This is a genomic window from Enterobacter cloacae complex sp. P18RS (assembly GCF_014982105.1).
Classification (GTDB): domain Bacteria; phylum Pseudomonadota; class Gammaproteobacteria; order Enterobacterales; family Enterobacteriaceae; genus Enterobacter; species Enterobacter hormaechei_C.
This window is the reverse complement of sequence record NZ_JADCKV010000002.1, coordinates 202,144-218,714: the sequence shown is the minus strand read 5'-3', so window position 1 is coordinate 218,714 and position 16,571 is coordinate 202,144. Positions and strand designations below refer to the sequence as shown.

14 protein-coding genes and 1 tRNA gene are annotated in these 16,571 nt (G+C 54.6%); 10 read left to right on the top strand and 5 right to left on the bottom strand.

Annotation, left to right across the window (positions count from 1 at the left end; genetic code table 11):
- Nucleotides 1-8 precede the first annotated feature (8 nt).
- A complete protein-coding gene (tsaD, locus tag INF61_RS01150; protein WP_015571911.1) occupies nt 9-1,022 on the bottom strand; it encodes a tRNA (adenosine(37)-N6)-threonylcarbamoyltransferase complex transferase subunit TsaD in 1,014 nt (337 codons plus the stop codon).
- A gap of 236 nt (nt 1,023-1,258) precedes the next feature.
- Between tsaD and rpsU the strand changes: the two genes are divergently transcribed.
- The 3 genes from rpsU to rpoD all read left to right on the top strand — a co-directional run bounded on the left by rpsU (nt 1,259) and on the right by rpoD (nt 5,332).
- Nucleotides 1,259-1,474, top strand: coding sequence for a 30S ribosomal protein S21 (gene rpsU / locus INF61_RS01145; RefSeq protein ID WP_001144069.1), 216 nt, complete (start codon nt 1,259-1,261; stop codon nt 1,472-1,474).
- Nucleotides 1,475-1,589: 115 nt separating this feature from the next.
- Nucleotides 1,590-3,335 (top strand): DNA primase, encoded by a 1,746-nt coding sequence (gene dnaG / locus INF61_RS01140; protein WP_003862574.1) that lies wholly within the window; start codon nt 1,590-1,592, stop codon nt 3,333-3,335.
- A gap of 152 nt (nt 3,336-3,487) precedes the next feature.
- Nucleotides 3,488-5,332, top strand: coding sequence for an RNA polymerase sigma factor RpoD (gene rpoD / locus INF61_RS01135; protein ID WP_015571912.1), 1,845 nt, complete (start codon nt 3,488-3,490; stop codon nt 5,330-5,332).
- A gap of 103 nt (nt 5,333-5,435) precedes the next feature.
- On the opposite strand, the gene mug is transcribed toward rpoD, so the two are convergent.
- Nucleotides 5,436-5,942 carry a G/U mismatch-specific DNA glycosylase gene (gene mug / locus INF61_RS01130; RefSeq protein ID WP_017384024.1) on the bottom strand — a complete coding sequence of 169 codons (507 nt, stop codon included), beginning with the start codon at nt 5,940-5,942 and terminating at the stop codon, nt 5,436-5,438.
- A 124-nt stretch (nt 5,943-6,066) separates the two neighbouring features.
- Here mug and INF61_RS01125 point away from each other — a divergent pair.
- Nucleotides 6,067-6,142: transfer RNA gene (locus INF61_RS01125), tRNA-Ile, on the top strand.
- Between the two features lie 218 nt (nt 6,143-6,360).
- Complete coding sequence (locus INF61_RS01120) at nt 6,361-7,530, top strand: DNA repair protein (protein ID WP_193547457.1); 1,170 nt, start codon at nt 6,361-6,363, stop codon at nt 7,528-7,530.
- Here the strand turns inward: INF61_RS01120 and INF61_RS01115 are convergent, their stop codons facing one another.
- Nucleotides 7,531-8,295: a siderophore-interacting protein gene (locus INF61_RS01115; protein WP_015571916.1), complete on the bottom strand. Its 765-nt coding sequence runs from the start codon at nt 8,293-8,295 to the stop codon at nt 7,531-7,533.
- 145 nt (nt 8,296-8,440) lie between these two features.
- On the opposite strand from INF61_RS01115, the gene INF61_RS01110 reads away from it, so the two are divergent.
- Nucleotides 8,441-8,935, top strand: a complete 495-nt coding sequence (locus INF61_RS01110; RefSeq protein ID WP_017692641.1) for a PadR family transcriptional regulator — start codon at nt 8,441-8,443, stop codon at nt 8,933-8,935.
- Here the strand turns inward: INF61_RS01110 and INF61_RS01105 are convergent.
- Nucleotides 8,932-10,491 (bottom strand): methyl-accepting chemotaxis protein, encoded by a 1,560-nt coding sequence (locus tag INF61_RS01105; protein WP_193547456.1) that lies wholly within the window; start codon nt 10,489-10,491, stop codon nt 8,932-8,934. The two genes, INF61_RS01110 and INF61_RS01105, sit on opposite strands and share 4 nt — an antisense overlap.
- Nucleotides 10,492-10,730: 239 nt before the next feature.
- Nucleotides 10,731-12,251, bottom strand: coding sequence for a PAS domain-containing methyl-accepting chemotaxis protein (locus INF61_RS01100; RefSeq protein ID WP_015571918.1), 1,521 nt, complete (start codon nt 12,249-12,251; stop codon nt 10,731-10,733).
- Between the two features lie 422 nt (nt 12,252-12,673).
- Between INF61_RS01100 and ygjG the strand changes: the two genes are divergently transcribed.
- The 4 genes from ygjG to INF61_RS01080 all read left to right on the top strand — a co-directional run bounded on the left by ygjG (nt 12,674) and on the right by INF61_RS01080 (nt 16,560).
- On the top strand, nt 12,674-14,053 hold the full coding sequence (gene ygjG / locus INF61_RS01095) for a putrescine aminotransferase (protein WP_045348130.1): 1,380 nt from the start codon (nt 12,674-12,676) through the stop codon (nt 14,051-14,053).
- 602 nt (nt 14,054-14,655) lie between these two features.
- Nucleotides 14,656-15,198, top strand: coding sequence for a fimbrial protein BcfA (locus tag INF61_RS01090; RefSeq protein ID WP_040118130.1), 543 nt, complete (start codon nt 14,656-14,658; stop codon nt 15,196-15,198).
- A gap of 71 nt (nt 15,199-15,269) precedes the next feature.
- Nucleotides 15,270-15,803: a fimbrial protein gene (locus tag INF61_RS01085; RefSeq protein WP_015571921.1), complete on the top strand. Its 534-nt coding sequence runs from the start codon at nt 15,270-15,272 to the stop codon at nt 15,801-15,803.
- A gap of 46 nt (nt 15,804-15,849) precedes the next feature.
- Nucleotides 15,850-16,560, top strand: coding sequence for a fimbria/pilus periplasmic chaperone (locus tag INF61_RS01080; protein WP_023304467.1), 711 nt, complete (start codon nt 15,850-15,852; stop codon nt 16,558-16,560).
- Nucleotides 16,561-16,571 lie beyond the last annotated feature (11 nt).

Below are 16,571 nucleotides of genomic sequence, written 5' to 3'. Positions count from 1 at the left end.
AAAGAAACTCACGCCTCAGGCAGTTCCGCCAGCGGCCAGCGCGGACGCACAGACACGCTCAGGTCAGCCGTTGCGCCGGCGTTCAGACGAACCATTCCGGCGTAAGCGATCATCGCCCCGTTATCGGTACAGAACTCCGGACGCGCATAGAACACTTCCCCGCGACGCTTTTGCATCATCTCGGCGAGCTTCGCGCGCAGCGTGCGGTTAGCGCTCACGCCGCCCGCCATCACCAGACGCTTAAAGCCGGTCTGATCCAGCGCGCGCTTGCACTTGATCATCAGCGTATCCACCACCGCGTCTTCGAACGCACGGGCGATATCGGCACGGGTCTGCTCACTGTCGTCATTATTGCGGATAGTATTGGCCGCGAAAGTTTTCAGGCCAGAGAAGCTGAAATCCAGCCCCGGACGGTCGGTCATCGGTCGCGGGAAGACAAAGCGCCCTTCCGTTCCCTGCGACGCCATTTTCGACAGCATCGGGCCGCCCGGGTAATCCAGCCCCAGCAGCTTGGCGGTTTTGTCGAAGGCTTCACCGGCAGCATCGTCGATCGACTCGCCCAGCAGCGCGTACTTGCCAATGCCCGTTACGCTAATCAGCTGGGTATGCCCACCGGAAACCAGGAGCGCCACAAACGGGAACTCTGGCGGATTGTCTTCCAGCATCGGCGCCAGAAGATGCCCTTCCATATGGTGAACCGGAATGGCCGGAACATCCCACGCGAAGGCCAGCGAACGCCCTACCGTTGCGCCGACCAGCAGCGCGCCGACCAGGCCCGGCCCTGCGGTATAGGCCACGGCATCAATATCTTTTGCACTCAACCCGGCCTCTTTAAGCGCCGCCTGAATCAGGGGAACCGTTTTACGCACGTGGTCACGAGAGGCCAGTTCAGGCACGACGCCGCCGTAATCAGCGTGCAATTTCACCTGACTATACAGCTGGTTGGCCAGAAGCCCTTTTTCGTCGTCGTAAATCGCGATGCCGGTTTCATCGCAGGATGTTTCAATACCCAGTACACGCATGACTTGTTTTACCTCGTTTCAATACCGCGCAGTGTAGAGCCTGGGCGGATTGTTGTAAAACTTTGTTCGCCCCAGGAAGAAGCCTCGTGTATACTCCTCACCCTTATTAAAGTCCCTTTCAAAATCGCATCGGTGCTTTACAAAGCAGCAGCATTTGCAGTAAAATTCCGCACCATTTTGAAATAAGCTGGCGTTGATGCCAGCGGCAAACCGAATTTATTAAAGGTGAGAGTTACATGCCGGTAATTAAAGTACGTGAAAACGAGCCGTTCGACGTAGCACTGCGTCGCTTCAAACGTTCATGCGAGAAAGCAGGTGTTCTGGCTGAAGTTCGTCGTCGTGAGTTTTATGAAAAACCAACGACCGAACGTAAGCGCGCTAAAGCTTCCGCTGTGAAACGTCACGCGAAGAAACTGGCTCGCGAAAACGCACGCCGTACTCGTCTGTACTAATCTGTTGAGGGCCACAGCCCTCAATTGACAGACAGAGTTGTAGTCGTAAGGCCGTGCTTCCGGAAGGAATGCGCGGCTTGTTTTCGTTTATAAGTCGCTTAAATTTTTGGGGCATATGGCCGGAAGAATCCCACGCGTTTTCATCAATGACCTGCTTGCCAGAACCGACATCGTCGATCTCATCGACGCGCGGGTGAAGCTAAAAAAGCAGGGCAAGAACTACCATGCGTGCTGTCCGTTCCATAACGAAAAAACCCCCTCTTTCACCGTAAACGGTGAAAAACAGTTCTACCATTGCTTCGGCTGTGGCGCACACGGTAATGCCGTCGATTTTTTGATGAACTACGACAAGCTCGAGTTCGTTGAAACCGTCGAAGAGCTGGCGGCGATGCATAACCTTGAAGTGCCGTATGAAGCAGGCAGTGGGCCAAGTCAGATCGAGCGCCATCAGCGGCAAACGCTGTACCAACTGATGGATGGCCTGAATTCGTTTTACCAACAGTCTCTTAAGCACTCTGCGGCTGAGCCTGCGCGTCAGTATCTGAACAAGCGCGGGCTGAGTGACGATGTGATTGCGCGTTTCGCTATTGGTTACGCCCCGCCCGGCTGGGACAACGTGTTAAAGCGTTTTGGCGGCAATAGCGAAGATCGTAAATCCCTCATCGACGCAGGCATGCTGGTCACCAACGACCAGGGACGAAGCTACGACCGCTTCCGTGAACGGGTGATGTTCCCGATCCGCGACAAGCGTGGCCGGGTGATAGGTTTTGGTGGTCGCGTGCTGGGCGATGCCCTGCCGAAATACCTTAACTCCCCGGAAACCGATATTTTCCATAAGGGCCGCCAGCTTTACGGTCTTTATGAGGCACAGCAGGATAATGCGGAACCTCCGCGTCTTCTGGTCGTCGAAGGCTATATGGATGTTGTTGCGCTGGCGCAGTACGACATTAACTATGCCGTTGCGTCGCTGGGAACGTCCACCACGGCGGACCATATCCAGCTGCTGTTCCGCGTCACCAACAACGTGATTTGCTGTTACGACGGTGACCGCGCAGGACGCGACGCCGCCTGGCGAGCGCTGGAAACCGCGTTGCCGTATATGACCGACGGGCGTCAGCTACGCTTTATGTTCCTGCCCGACGGTGAAGACCCGGATACGCTGGTGCGTAAAGAGGGCAAAGCGGCGTTTGAAGCGCGGATGGAGCAGGCTCAGCCGCTCTCCACGTTTCTGTTTAACAGCCTGATGCCGCAGGTTGATTTGAGTACTCCTGACGGGCGCGCGCAGCTCAGCACGCTGGCGCTGCCGTTAATCAGCCAGGTGCCCGGCGAAACGCTGCGCATCTATCTGCGTCAGGAGTTAGGCAACAAGCTCGGCATTCTGGATGACAGCCAGCTTGAACGTTTAATGCCGAAACAGGCTGAAAACGGCACGGTACGCCCCGCGCCTCAGCTAAAACGCACAACCATGCGTATACTGATAGGGTTGCTGGTGCAAAACCCCGAACTTGCTCCGCAAGTGCCGTCGCTGGCGGGTTTGAACCACGAAAAATTGCCCGGGCTTGGCTTATTTTCAGAATTGGTCAACACTTGTTTGTCTCAGCCAGGTCTGACCACCGGACAACTTTTAGAGCATTATCGCGGCACAAAAGAGGCCGCTACCCTTGAAAAACTGTCGATGTGGGACGATATAGCAGATAAGGATATCGCAGAAAAAACGTTCACCGACTCGCTCAACCATATGTTTGATTCGATGCTTGAGTTGCGCCAGGAAGAGTTGATAGCTCGCGAGCGCACCCATGGCCTGAGCAGCGAAGAACGCCGGGAGCTCTGGATGATTAACCAGGAACTGGCGAAGAAATAAAAAATTTAACGGCTTAAGTGCCGAATATCGATCGGGAAGCCCCCGGCAGCCGCACTGAGAGGCAGCGGCAAAAATATAAGTACGCCCTCGCTTTAAAGGTTGGCAGCCCATCGCCGACACCAATCAAACGAATTAAGTGTGGATACCGTCTTATGGAGCAAAACCCGCAGTCACAGCTGAAACTTCTTGTCCAACGCGGTAAGGAGCAAGGCTATCTGACCTATGCCGAGGTCAATGACCATCTGCCGGAAGATATCGTCGATTCAGATCAGATCGAAGATATCATCCAAATGATCAATGACATGGGCATTCAGGTGATGGAAGAAGCACCGGATGCCGATGATCTGTTGCTGGCTGAAACCTCCAACAACACTGACGAAGATGCGGAAGAAGCTGCTGCACAGGTCCTGTCCAGCGTGGAATCTGAAATCGGGCGTACCACTGACCCGGTCCGTATGTACATGCGCGAAATGGGTACCGTTGAACTGTTGACCCGCGAAGGCGAAATTGACATCGCAAAACGCATCGAAGACGGGATCAACCAGGTTCAGTGCTCTGTTGCCGAATACCCGGAAGCGATTACCTATCTGCTGGAGCAGTACGATCGCGTCGAAGCGGAAGAAGCGCGTCTGTCCGATCTGATCACTGGCTTTGTCGACCCGAACGCTGAAGAAGATATGGCGCCAACCGCCACTCACGTCGGTTCTGAGCTGTCTCAGGAAGAGATGGATGACGACGAAGACGAAGATGAAGAAGAAGAGGACGACAGCAGCGACGATGACAACAGCATCGACCCTGAACTGGCGCGTGAGAAGTTTGCCGAGCTGCGTACCCAGTACGAAGTGACGCGTGACACCATCAAAGCGAAAGGCCGCAGCCATGCCGCCGCTCAGGAAGAGATCCTGAAGCTGTCTGAAGTGTTCAAACAGTTCCGCCTGGTGCCAAAACAGTTCGACTACCTGGTGAACAGCATGCGCGTGATGATGGATCGCGTACGTACCCAGGAACGTATCATCATGAAGCTGTGCGTTGAACAGTGCAAAATGCCGAAGAAGAACTTCATTACCCTCTTCACCGGCAATGAAACCAGCGAAACCTGGTTCAACGCCGCTATCGCGATGAACAAGCCGTGGTCTGAAAAGCTGCACGACGTGAAAGAAGACGTACAGCGCGGCCTGCAAAAACTGCATCAGATTGAAGAAGAGACCGGCCTGACCATCGAGCAGGTGAAAGACATCAACCGTCGTATGTCCATCGGTGAAGCGAAAGCCCGCCGTGCGAAGAAAGAGATGGTTGAAGCGAACTTACGTCTGGTTATCTCTATCGCCAAGAAATACACCAACCGTGGCCTGCAATTCCTGGATCTGATTCAGGAAGGCAACATCGGTCTGATGAAAGCGGTAGATAAGTTTGAATACCGTCGTGGTTACAAGTTCTCCACCTATGCTACCTGGTGGATCCGTCAGGCGATCACCCGCTCTATCGCAGACCAGGCGCGCACCATCCGTATTCCGGTGCATATGATTGAGACCATCAACAAACTCAACCGTATCTCTCGCCAGATGTTACAGGAGATGGGCCGCGAGCCGACGCCGGAAGAGCTGGCTGAACGCATGCTGATGCCGGAAGACAAGATCCGTAAAGTGCTGAAAATCGCTAAAGAGCCAATCTCCATGGAAACGCCAATCGGTGATGATGAAGATTCGCATCTGGGTGATTTCATCGAGGATACCACCCTCGAGCTGCCGCTGGACTCTGCCACCACCGAGAGCCTGCGTGCCGCTACGCACGACGTGCTGGCTGGCCTGACCGCCCGTGAAGCCAAAGTGCTGCGTATGCGTTTCGGTATCGACATGAACACCGACCACACGCTGGAAGAAGTGGGTAAACAGTTTGACGTTACCCGCGAACGTATCCGTCAGATCGAAGCGAAGGCGCTGCGTAAGCTGCGCCATCCGAGCCGCTCTGAAGTACTGCGTAGCTTCCTGGACGATTAATCGGCCCTGAAATGAAAAAGCTCCCAATCGGGAGCTTTTTTTTTTGTTTATTCCCTCTCCCTGTGGGAGAGGGTCAGGGTGAGGGCATCAGGCCGCAGAGGAGCTAAAGCCCCCTCACCACCAGCGCCTCATCCAGTTCCCGATACGCCTCCACCAGCTTGTCCAGCGTCGCCCTGTTCAGCCCGCTCGGGTTCGGCAGCACCCACACCTGCGTTACGCCAATGGTAATGTTCTGCTTACCCCAGCTGGCGCCGCGCTGGCTGAACGCCTGCTCGTAGGCCTGCTTGCCGAGGATCGCCAGCGCCGCGGGCTGATAGTCTTCAATTTTCGCGATCAGCTCACGCCCGCCAGCGCGCAGCTCATGCAGATTCACTTCGCTTGCCTGTACCGTGGGTCGCTCGACCAGCATGGTGATGCCACAGCGCGTATCCAGCAGCTGCTGCTCTTCTTCCGGCTTAAGCTGTTTGTCGGTAAAACCGGCCTGGTGGATCACCTTCCAGAAGCGATTTCCCGGATGAGCAAAGTGAAAACCGGTGTGCGCCGATGACTTACCCGGATTGATACCGCAGAACACCACCCGCAGGCCAGGGGCCAGAATATCGTTGATCATCTCTACTCCTGTCTATGCATCTTAAGGTAAGTATAAAGGATTGATTATGCGTTGTTTATAAAAACAGCAGGCAGGTGTGAATGGCTGGATTGCTGAGGGGAGTTACTTTATAATTCACCGCCACGGCCCCTTAGCTCAGTGGTTAGAGCAGGCGACTCATAATCGCTTGGTCGCTGGTTCAAGTCCAGCAGGGGCCACCAAATTTTAGCTTTAGAATCATCCAGTTAAGCCACTCGATTGAGTGGCTTTTTTGTAAGTAATCCACCACACGTAGCCCGGCCTGTCGCTTCCCCTCACAAACCCTAAAAACTAAAGAAATCCCCCATCGCGCCGATCATCATCCGTGTGTATTATTTCCTGTAGCTTTTACAACAACTAACCTTAACTCAAATACTTAAGCGCCAGAGCGAAAGGCATCATGAGCACACCGATCAAACGGCTAGAAATCATTAAAAATGCCATTGAGCTGGAAGATGACGACATCATCCGGAGCCAGCTGAAACGTCTCAAAGAGGAAGCCTTTGACGATGATCTCCTGTCCATCGTCGCGGCGCTTGAGCAGAAAAACTACACCGCAGCCCTTCGCGCTATCACCGCCTGGCTGCAAAGCCAGCGCGCCGTTACCCCGTGGCGTGACCCACAGCTGGCGGCCAGCAAGCTGGAGCTGAAAGCCCTGGAAGAGCGTCTGCGCGATCTGATTGATCGCCGTAACGCCCGGGTACAGCAGCTAGATGAGTTCAACGATCTCTATTTCTCCCGCCTCGGGCCGTTGATGCAGCAGATCCTCGCCCTGCGTAAAACGCTGGCGGAGCTTAACCTGCGTCGTCAGCAGGCGGAGACGCGTCGTCGGGAAGAGGATTACCGCCGCTGCCAGGACTATATGGCGCAGGCCGTAGAGGTTCTGACAACGCTCACCCGGCGCTGGCGAGATCTGCCTGCGGATTCCGTTCAGGCGGCAGAGGCGCGCAAACATCTTCAGCAGCAAAGCAATCTGATTGCCAACCTGCTGGCCGAAGCAATGGAGCTGGAGACCGGTTTAACGCGTGCAGAAGAGCCGGCACGTCAGGCGCGCGATGAGGCCAACGAAGAGTACAAGAAGTATCGCGAACAGCATCATGATGCCGAAGTTCGCCTGCGTAAAGGCAAGGATCTCTCAGAAGAGGATCGGAACGAGCTGAAGCGGCTCTGGCGTCAGGCGAGCAAGCTATGCCACCCGGATCTGGTTGCCGATGATTTAAAAGAGGAAGCCAACAGGATGATGGTGCAACTCAACCAGGCCAAACAGCGCGGCGACGTGAAGGCCATTCGCTCGCTGGTCGCCCGTCTGCAACAAGGATTCGAACCGATGATGGCAAGCGACAGACTGAACGACCTGGAACGTATTCGTAAAAAGATGGCGCAGGTGCGTGAGCAAATCGACACCCTGGTGAACGAGCTGGCAGAGCTGGAGAAGGAAGAGTCCTGGCTGCTCGTCTCGTCGCTCAGCAATATGGAAGCCTACTTTGCCCAGCAGGAGAAAGCGCTGAAAGAGGTATGCGCCTCGCTCGAACATCAGGTGAGCGAAGCGCAGCTGGATCCCGCTGCCTGATTATTTGGCGTGCCAGTACGCGCTGGCACGCACCAGCTGCGGGTCAATTGCGTCGTTTTCAAACTGACGGCTCAGGCGTTTCACCACCTTCCCCTCCCCGGTCAGCCAGATAAAGTAATCCTCTTCCGGCACGGCCAGCGCGGCAAGATGGTCGGCCACCGCCTGCTCGTTGTGGCCGATAACCCAGGTGATGTTGAACCCGCTCAGGTGCGCCAGATAGTCCTCATACGCCGCATCGCCCACGGTGACAATGGCGTGGATCGCCGGGCGAACAGGCAGTTTTGCGATGCCTTCTAAACGGCGGCGCAGCGCGGGCATCCCCGACTCGTCGCACACGTACAGCTGCCAGGCGTAATCTTCCGGCACCACCAGCGAACCGCGCGGCCCGCCGATGGTCAGCTTGTCGCCCACCTTAGCCTCTACCGCCCAGTTGCTGGCAATGCCGCCATCATGAACGAAGAAATCGAGCGCCAGCTCATGTTTTTCGTCATCGTACAGCGGGGTATAGTCACGTGCCTGCGGACGCGCGCCGTCGCCCCAGTCGATGCCTTCATCGGTCACCACAGGCGGCACGAAAGTGGTGCCCGGTGCCGGGAAAAAGACTTTGGTATGGTCGTCAAAGCCGCGAGAGCTAAAGCCCTCCAGCGCCTCGCCGCCTAGCACAATGCGCTGAAATCCTGCGCTGACTCGCTCAGTGCGCAGCACGTTCAGCTCACGAAAACGCAGGTCATTGCGGACACGTTGAGGGTAACGGGTAGATGCCATGTTGATGCCCTTCTCAGGTGAATACGATATATCGGAATGAATTTTTAATGATAATGATTGCTATTAACCAAGAAATCAAGATTTTTTAGATTACATCTGAATATATCTTAGATATAGTTTAGATATATCAAATTGAGGGAAAAACATGCGACACGAACACGACGGCGGCGGACGCCGGCCACGATTTTTTGGTCATGGCGATTTGCGGCTGGTGATCCTGGATATCCTGACCCGCAACGCGAGCCATGGTTACGAACTGATCAAAGAGATCGAAAACCTGACGCAGGGACATTACACGCCAAGCCCTGGCGTGATCTATCCGACGCTGGATTACTTGCAGGATCAGGCGCTTATCACCATTACCGAAGAAGAGAACGGCCGTAAGCGGATTGCGATTAACGCCGCCGGAGAACAGTGGCTGGAAAATAACCGGGAACAGCTGGAGCAGATCCAGACGCGTATCAAGGCGCGCTCCGTCGGTTTCCAGCTGCGCAAAAACCCGCAGATGAAGCGGGCGCTGGATAACTTCAAAGCGGTACTGGATCTGAAGGTTAATCAGGGAGAGCTCAGCGACGCGCAGTTGAAACAGATTATCGGCGTGATTGACCGCGCGGCGCTGGAGATCTCCCAGCTGGATTAAGCCAGCACGCCGTCGCTCACGCGGAAAACGCGGACCAGCTCTTTCAGGTGCATGGCCTGTTCGTTAAGGGATGCCGCCGCCGCAACGGACTCCTCCACCAGCGCGGAGTTCTGCTGGGTGGTGGCGTCTATCAGGCCAATCGCGCTGTTGATCTGCGAGATGCCTTCCGTCTGTTCGTGGCTGGCCTGGCGAATCTCACGCAGGATTACGTCCATCTCCTCTACGTTGCCGACCATGCCGTTGATAAGCCCGCTGGCCTTCTCCACAAGGTTCATGCCGTCCTGCGTCTGGCTTGTGGAGCTTTCAATCAGCTGGCGGATCTCACTCGCAGATGTTGCACTTTTCTGCGCGAGCTGGCGTACCTCGCCCGCCACCACCGCAAAGCCACGACCATGCTCACCCGCGCGCGCCGCTTCGACCGCCGCATTCAGCGCCAGAATATTAGTCTGGAAGGCAATGGCGTCGATCAGGTCGATAATGTCGGACATCCTGTTCGATGTTTCGTTAATCAGTCGCATCTTGCTGGTGACCTGCTTCATCATCTCGCCGTTGTTTTTGACCACAGCAGCCGCATCGGCAGACAGGTTCGTCGCTTCTCCGGTGTGGGACGCGGTGTTCTTCACCGTAGCGGTGATCTGCTCCATCGACGCGGCCGTTTGTTCAACGGAACTGGCCTGCTCCTCCGTGCGGGCAGCCAGATCCTGGTTGCCCGCGACAATTTGCGCGGCGGCGCTGGAGATGTTTTCCGATCCGGTTTGCACCTGCTGCACAATCTCCAGCAGGCGCGTTTTCATCTCCATCAGTGCGGTGAGTAGCAGTCCGGTTTCATCTTTACCGTGCGAGATAATGCTGCCGGTGAGATCGCCATCGGCAATGGCCTCCGCAAAATTCACCGCGTCGTTCAGCGGTCGGGTAATGGATCGCACAATGAACCAGCCAGTCAGGCTGGCTGCCGCGACGCTGAAAAGCGTAATCAGGGCCAGCAGGAGACGATTGGTGCGGAAATCGCCTTCCACCTGCTCGCCCGCACTCTGCATTTCATGGTCCTGGATCGCAATCAGCGCCTGCACTTTCGCTTTATAGGACTGTTGCAGATTCAGGGTGTTGGTCATCATTTCGTTTATCGCGCCCGCACGGTCGTTATTCTGCACGGCCTGCAAAATGCGGTAGCGCGAGTCAAGATATTGCTGGCGTACGCCGTGGATATCGGCCAGCACCTGTTGGGATTTTTTATCCTTGAGAGCGTTGTCCAGCTCGCTCAGGATTGCGGAGATGCGCTCGCTGATCGCCTTCAGACGCTGCTCTGATTGCGCCGTGTACGTCCCCTGTTCGTCCAGCAGCATGAGCTGCTGCGTGCTTATAAATTCCTGGAAGTTGTCGATTAACTGGTTCGCTTTTACCGTCGTTGGATAGTCGCTGGTAAGGATGGTTTGCATTCCATTGTTTGCCCGATTCAGGCTCATCAGAGACAAGCTTGCGCTGACGACCATCAGGACAATAAATAATCCAAACGCCAGAAATAATTTCGTGCCGATCTTTACGTCATGTATGAACATATTTACCCCATCGATGTGATTATTTCTCAGACGATCGCTGTTATCGACAGGAAACACGCTAACTTTATGACTTTGATCGTTTTTTTATTTTTCACTCTCAATGAATCTGGATTGTAACAATTAAAAACCGGGCACTTTTTTTAGTTACTTAATATTTCATTAACAACATAACTTATTCTGAAAAACAAAAAAGCCGTTTACCCCGGAGGAATAAACGGCTTTATCGAAGCATACATTTCTTAATGCAGCACGGTAACCGCATCTTCAAGACGTCCGGCCCGGTGCTTAACCATCGCGGAAATCTGCGCGCTCTCTTCAACCAGGTCAGCATTTTTCTGCGTAATGCTGTCCAGCTCTGCCACAGCACGGGTCAGCTCTGTCAGGCCTGTCGCCTGCTCTGAGGTGGCGTGACTGATCTGCGCGATGAGCTGCGTGACGTTTTTCACCTGCTCGACAATATCATCCATAGTACGTCCCGCGGCGTGGACCTGCTCGGCGCCCGACTGCACTTTGCTGGCGCTGGCGTCGATCAGCTTGCGAATATCGTTAGCCGCGTTCGCGCTGCGGCTGGCAAGATGACGCACTTCGCCCGCTACCACCGCAAAGCCTTTCCCCTGCTCGCCTGCGCGTGCCGCCTCAACCGCGGCGTTCAGCGCCAGAATATTGGTCTGGAAGGCAATGTCATTGATAAGCGAGGTAATAGAGCCAATGCGCTGGGTACTGTCGGCAATGTCATCCATGGTTTTCACCACGGTCTGCATCACGGTGCCCCCCTGCGTGGCCGCGCTGCTGGCAGCCATCGACAGCTTGTCGACTTCGGCTGCGGTCTCAGAGTTACTCTGCACCGACGCCGCCATCTGGTTCATTGTTGCCACGGTCTGCTGCACGTTAGCCACGGTCTGGCGCGTGCGGTCGTTGAGATCTTCATTGCCCTGCGCCAGCCTGTCGCTGCCGTCGCGCACGCTCACCACCTGGCTGGAGACGTCGTTGATCAGCCAGCGGCACATCAGCCCCAGCTGTCCGACGGCCCGCAGCGTCAGCCCCAGTTCATCGCTGCGGTTAAGATGCTGCACGCTGTTACGCTCTCCGGTAGCGACCCTGAGCGCCTGCCGTGCGACGTTTTCCACCGGGCGGACAATCTGTTGCTCAAACACCAGGGTGCCAAGCAGCATCACCACGGCTGCCGCCACCAACGAAGCCCAGCCCGCGGCACTGGCAACCAGCGTTGCGGCCATCACCGCGAAAAGTACCGCCATTACGCTACGCACGCGCCAGCGCAGCGGCATCGCCGGTAATTTGCCGAGCCAACCTTTGCGCACCACCAGCCCTTTATGAATGCGTTTTTTGCAGCGTCCTTCGTTGAGCGCCTTATAAAGCGGCTCCACCGCGGCGACCTCGTCCTGCGTGGCGCGGGTACGAATGGACATATAGCCCGTCATCTGGCCGTTACGCACCATTGGTACCGCATTGGCGCGTACCCAATAGTGATCGCCATTTTTACGTCGGTTTTTGACAATCCCGCTCCAGGGTTCGCCCTTTTGCAGCGTGTACCACATGTCGGCAAAAGCCGCTTTCGGCATATCCGGATGACGCACAATGTTGTGCGGTTGCCCGAGCAGCTCCTGGAGCGTAAAGCCGCTCACTTGCACAAAGGTGTCGTTAGTGTGGGTCATGTAGCTGTGGAGGTCGGTGGTCGACATAAGCGTGGTGTCATCGTCCAGTGGATATTCATTCTGGGTGACATAGTCAGGAGAGGACATAGTGAGCATCCCTTGCAGGTTATTTGAATGTTAATTTTGTGGCTTATGTTTTTTCGGCGATAAAAAATTTATCTTTAGTTGTTAAATATGATTGAGATCGCAAATCTCGGTTAAACCGCACTTTTCGTGCGTTTTTCTAATTAATTGATTTAAAATACTTTCGGCATGAAACTACCTACAAAGCATGATACCCCGGTGCACACTTAAGGCGCATTCCCTGCCCTGGAGCAGTGCAATTGACGACACCCCATCCCCGGCTCGTTATCCCTTATCCCGTGCGGCGCGCGATGGCATGATTAAATATTGTGCAACTTTGATTTCACCTGGCGTTTATCCCGATTTTTGTTAAGGCATCTGAGGTGGCGTAATCCCTGCAATACTTAACTCAGTATCATGTGATACGCGATCCCCGGGAGCATATTTTGAACAGGTTACCTTCCAGCGCCTCGGCTCTTGCCTGTACCGCGCACGCACTGAATCTCATTGAGAAGCGAACGCTTGATCATGAGGAGATGAAACAACTTAACCGTGAGGTCATTGATTACTTTAAGGAGCATGTGAATCCAGGTTTTCTGGAGTATCGCAAATCTGTTACCGCCGGCGGGGATTACGGAGCCGTAGAGTGGCAAGCGGGCAGTCTGAATACGCTTGTCGACACCCAGGGACAGGAGTTTATCGATTGCCTGGGGGGTTTTGGTATTTTCAACGTGGGGCACCGTAATCCAGTTGTGGTTTCCGCCGTACAGAATCAACTTGCGAAACAACCTCTCCATAGCCAGGAACTGCTCGATCCGCTTCGCGCCATGCTCGCGAAAACGCTGGCAGCCTTAACGCCTGGTAAGCTGAAATACAGCTTCTTCAGCAACAGCGGCACCGAATCGGTCGAAGCGGCGATTAAACTCGCCAAAGCGTACCAGTCGCCGCGCGGGAAATTTACCTTTATCGCCACCAGCGGCGCGTTCCACGGGAAATCCCTGGGCGCACTGTCGGCGACCGCTAAATCAACCTTCCGCAAACCGTTTATGCCGCTGCTGCCGGGCTTCCGCCACGTGCCATTTGGCGACATCAACGCCATGCGCACCGTGCTGAGTGAATGCCGTAAAACCGGCGACGACGTGGCGGCGGTGATCCTGGAGCCGATTCAGGGTGAAGGCGGCGTGATCCTCCCGCCGCAGGGCTATCTGCCCGCCGTGCGTCAACTGTGCGATGAGTTCGGCGCGCTGCTGATCTTCGACGAAGTGCAGACCGGGATGGGGCGCACCGGCAAGATGTTCGCCTGCGAGCACGAGAACGTTCAGCCTGACATTCTGTGCCTGGCGAAAGCGCTCGGTGGCGGCGTGATGCCGATTGGCGCAACGGTCGCCACTGAGGAGGTCTTCTCGGTGCTGTTCGATAACCCGTTCTTACATACCACCACCTTTGGCGGTAACCCGCTGGCCTGTGCGGCGGCGCTGGCCACCATCAACGTGCTGCTGGAGCAAAACCTGCCCGCGCAAGCGGAGCAGAAAGGCGACATGCTGCTGGACGGCTTCCGTCAGCTGGGCCGGGAATATCCGGATCTGGTACAGGATGCGCGCGGGAAAGGGATGCTGATGGCGATTGAGTTCGTTGATAACGAAACCGGTTATAGCTTCGCAAGCGAGATGTTCCGCCAGCGGGTACTGGTGGCGGGAACGCTTAACAACTCGAAAACCATCCGCATTGAGCCACCGTTGACGCTTACCATTGAGCAGTGTGAGCAGGTGCTGAAGGCGGCGCGTAAGGCGCTGGCGGCATTACGTATTGCCGTAACATCCGCCTGAGCATTTATTTTTCCTGCCCTTTTAGCAGTATCAGGGCGATATGCAAAGAAATCCCTGGGATACGCCAGGGATTTCTTTATGCAGTCAGACTGAGGAATAATGTGCATAAGTGCAAACACGGTTCATCATATAAATTTAAAATATTTCTTTATGTAATATCAGATTGTAAAAGCAGCCGGATAATAACACCACCGCATTACCAACGCTTGTCCGAATAATGACAGCCGTAACGTCTTGCATTATTAACAAAACCACGATGACATTCATCGCAGACATTAATAAAACCGACCAGCGAATAGAAATGCGGTTCTGACGGCGTGCAATATCATTCAAACAAATAAATTATGAGTTAATTTTATATTTAGTAAAACTAATAAAACATCAACCCATTATCACATTGATATAATATTATTTAATCCGTAGAATCCCCTCATTCATCAGCGCAGTGGCGGATGATATAAAACCAGTAACAACGCCCTGGGTAAAAATAATATATTAATCTAAAAACATATCCTATACCACTGCCTCGAAAAAAGATTCACATGACATTGTGAATATATTATTTCAATTGACAGCATGATGTTTATCTAAAAAGGATTTGTATGAAAAAGCAAGTTATAGCAATGGCTGTTGCCGGCGCGCTGGCTGGTGGCATGGCAACTAATGCGCAGGCCGATACCGTTACCGTTTCCGGCGGGACCGTCAACTTTGTCGGCCAGGTGGTAAACGCCGCCTGTTCCGTCGCGGCTGACTCCGTAGACCAGACCGTTACCCTGAGCCAGGTGCGTACCGTCAAGCTGACAACGGTCGGCATGCAGGCCAACCAGAAAGAAGATTTTAAAATCGTTCTGGAAGATTGCGACGCCACCGTTAGCCAGAATGCCGCCGTGATCTTTAACGGCCAGCAGGACCCTGCTGTAGAAGGCAGCCTGGCGAACACCGCTGGCGCAGGCTCGGCCAAAAACGTTGCGCTGCAACTGTTCGGGCCGGACGGCCAGGCGCTGAACATTGGCGATACCTCCTCCAACGTTAAGCTGATCAACGGCGAAAACATCATCCCGCTGAGCGTGGATTACGTGGCCACAGGCGCGGCCGAGCCGGGCAACGTCTCCTCCGTCGCAACGTTCCAGATGGTTTATTCCTGATTCGTTAGCCGATCTCGCTTCTTCGCCTGCGGGCGGAGAAGCGTTGTCCGGCAAGCGTTAGAGAGTTCGCAATGCAGCAATCCATAAATCGGGCGCTGCTGATAGCCGGCACTGCGCTTTTTGCCGTATTGCCAGCCGCGGCAAAGGACGATGGAAGCGTGACCTTTCAGGGTCAGGTCGTCAATGCGGCCTGTTCCGTCAGCATGGATTCCCAGGATCAAATCGTGCATATGGGACAGGTACGCAATAGCCAGTTCATCGCCGCCGGTGACTGGGCCAAACCGGTACCCTTCTTCATCACGCTGGAAGCATGCGACACCAGCGTAAGCCAGCGCGCCGGGGTGCTGTTTAGCGGCGAGTCTGACAGCAACGATCCCCAGGTTTTTCGCGCGGGCTATGGGCCTGGCGCCGCCACCGGGATTGGTATCGGTCTATTCGATGCGATGGGGAACCTGGTAAAGCCAGACACCGCGCCCCCCTGGTACAGACCTTTGCAGGACGGTGAAAACCGGCTGAGCTATATCGCCAGGTATCGCGCCACCGAAGATAGCGTCAACGCTGGTACCGCGAACGCGCAGGTCTGGTTCATCGTTTTTTACCAATAACTGACTCACAGGCAAGAAGCCTGACACATGAGAAACTGAGGGAACAATGCGTATCATTACATCACGCTGTAAACTGACTTGTCTGATAGCTGGCGCGCTAACGGCTCTGTTCGCGATGGGGGTGGCCGGTTCTGCCAGCGCAGGCGGTATCGCGCTCGGGGGAACCCGGGTGATTTATCCCCAGGGTGATAAGCAGGCTTCATTAGCCATTATTAACTCTTCAACGAATACCACTTTTTTAATTCAGAGCTGGGTGTCCAATGCCGAAGGGGCAAAATCAGCGGATTTTGTCATTACGCCGCCGCTGTTTGTTATCCATCCTAAAAAAGAGAATACCCTGCGTATTATGTACGTGGGCCCCGATCTGCCTGTCGATCGTGAAAGCGTTTTTTATCTGAACAGCAAAGCCATTCCTTCCGTCGAGAAAAATAAGCTTTCCGGTAATACGCTACAAATTGCCACCCAGAGCGTTATTAAACTTTTTATCCGGCCGAAAAAATTGCCGTCGCTCTCTATTGATGCGCCCAAAACATTAACCTGCTCAGTCACCAATGGAAAAGTCACTATTACCAATCCATCGCCTTATTACGTTTCGTTGGTTCAGTTTTTCGTCGGCAGCACGCAACTGGCAAATAACATGGTAGCGCCCAAAAATAACCTGGTGGTGGAGATCCCCGGTGGCGGCACTGGCAGCGTGAGGTTTCAGACCGTTAATGACTTTGGTGCCAACACGCCCGTTCAGTCATGCGCGAAATAAGTCGTATACGG

Coding starts and splice junctions, on each gene's coding strand:
- INF61_RS01110 (WP_017692641.1), top strand. CDS start 8,441: ATGCGACACGAACACGACGGCGGCGGACGCCGGCCACGATTTTTTGGT.
- INF61_RS01120 (WP_193547457.1), top strand. CDS start 6,361: ATGAGCACACCGATCAAACGGCTAGAAATCATTAAAAATGCCATTGAG.
- INF61_RS01085 (WP_015571921.1), top strand. CDS start 15,270: ATGCAGCAATCCATAAATCGGGCGCTGCTGATAGCCGGCACTGCGCTT.
- INF61_RS01080 (WP_023304467.1), top strand. CDS start 15,850: ATGCGTATCATTACATCACGCTGTAAACTGACTTGTCTGATAGCTGGC.
- INF61_RS01105 (WP_193547456.1), bottom strand. CDS start 10,491: ATGTTCATACATGACGTAAAGATCGGCACGAAATTATTTCTGGCGTTT.
- rpsU (WP_001144069.1), top strand. CDS start 1,259: ATGCCGGTAATTAAAGTACGTGAAAACGAGCCGTTCGACGTAGCACTG.
- rpoD (WP_015571912.1), top strand. CDS start 3,488: ATGGAGCAAAACCCGCAGTCACAGCTGAAACTTCTTGTCCAACGCGGT.
- tsaD (WP_015571911.1), bottom strand. CDS start 1,022: ATGCGTGTACTGGGTATTGAAACATCCTGCGATGAAACCGGCATCGCG.
- INF61_RS01115 (WP_015571916.1), bottom strand. CDS start 8,295: ATGGCATCTACCCGTTACCCTCAACGTGTCCGCAATGACCTGCGTTTT.
- dnaG (WP_003862574.1), top strand. CDS start 1,590: ATGGCCGGAAGAATCCCACGCGTTTTCATCAATGACCTGCTTGCCAGA.
- mug (WP_017384024.1), bottom strand. CDS start 5,942: ATGATCAACGATATTCTGGCCCCTGGCCTGCGGGTGGTGTTCTGCGGT.
- INF61_RS01100 (WP_015571918.1), bottom strand. CDS start 12,251: ATGTCCTCTCCTGACTATGTCACCCAGAATGAATATCCACTGGACGAT.
- INF61_RS01090 (WP_040118130.1), top strand. CDS start 14,656: ATGAAAAAGCAAGTTATAGCAATGGCTGTTGCCGGCGCGCTGGCTGGT.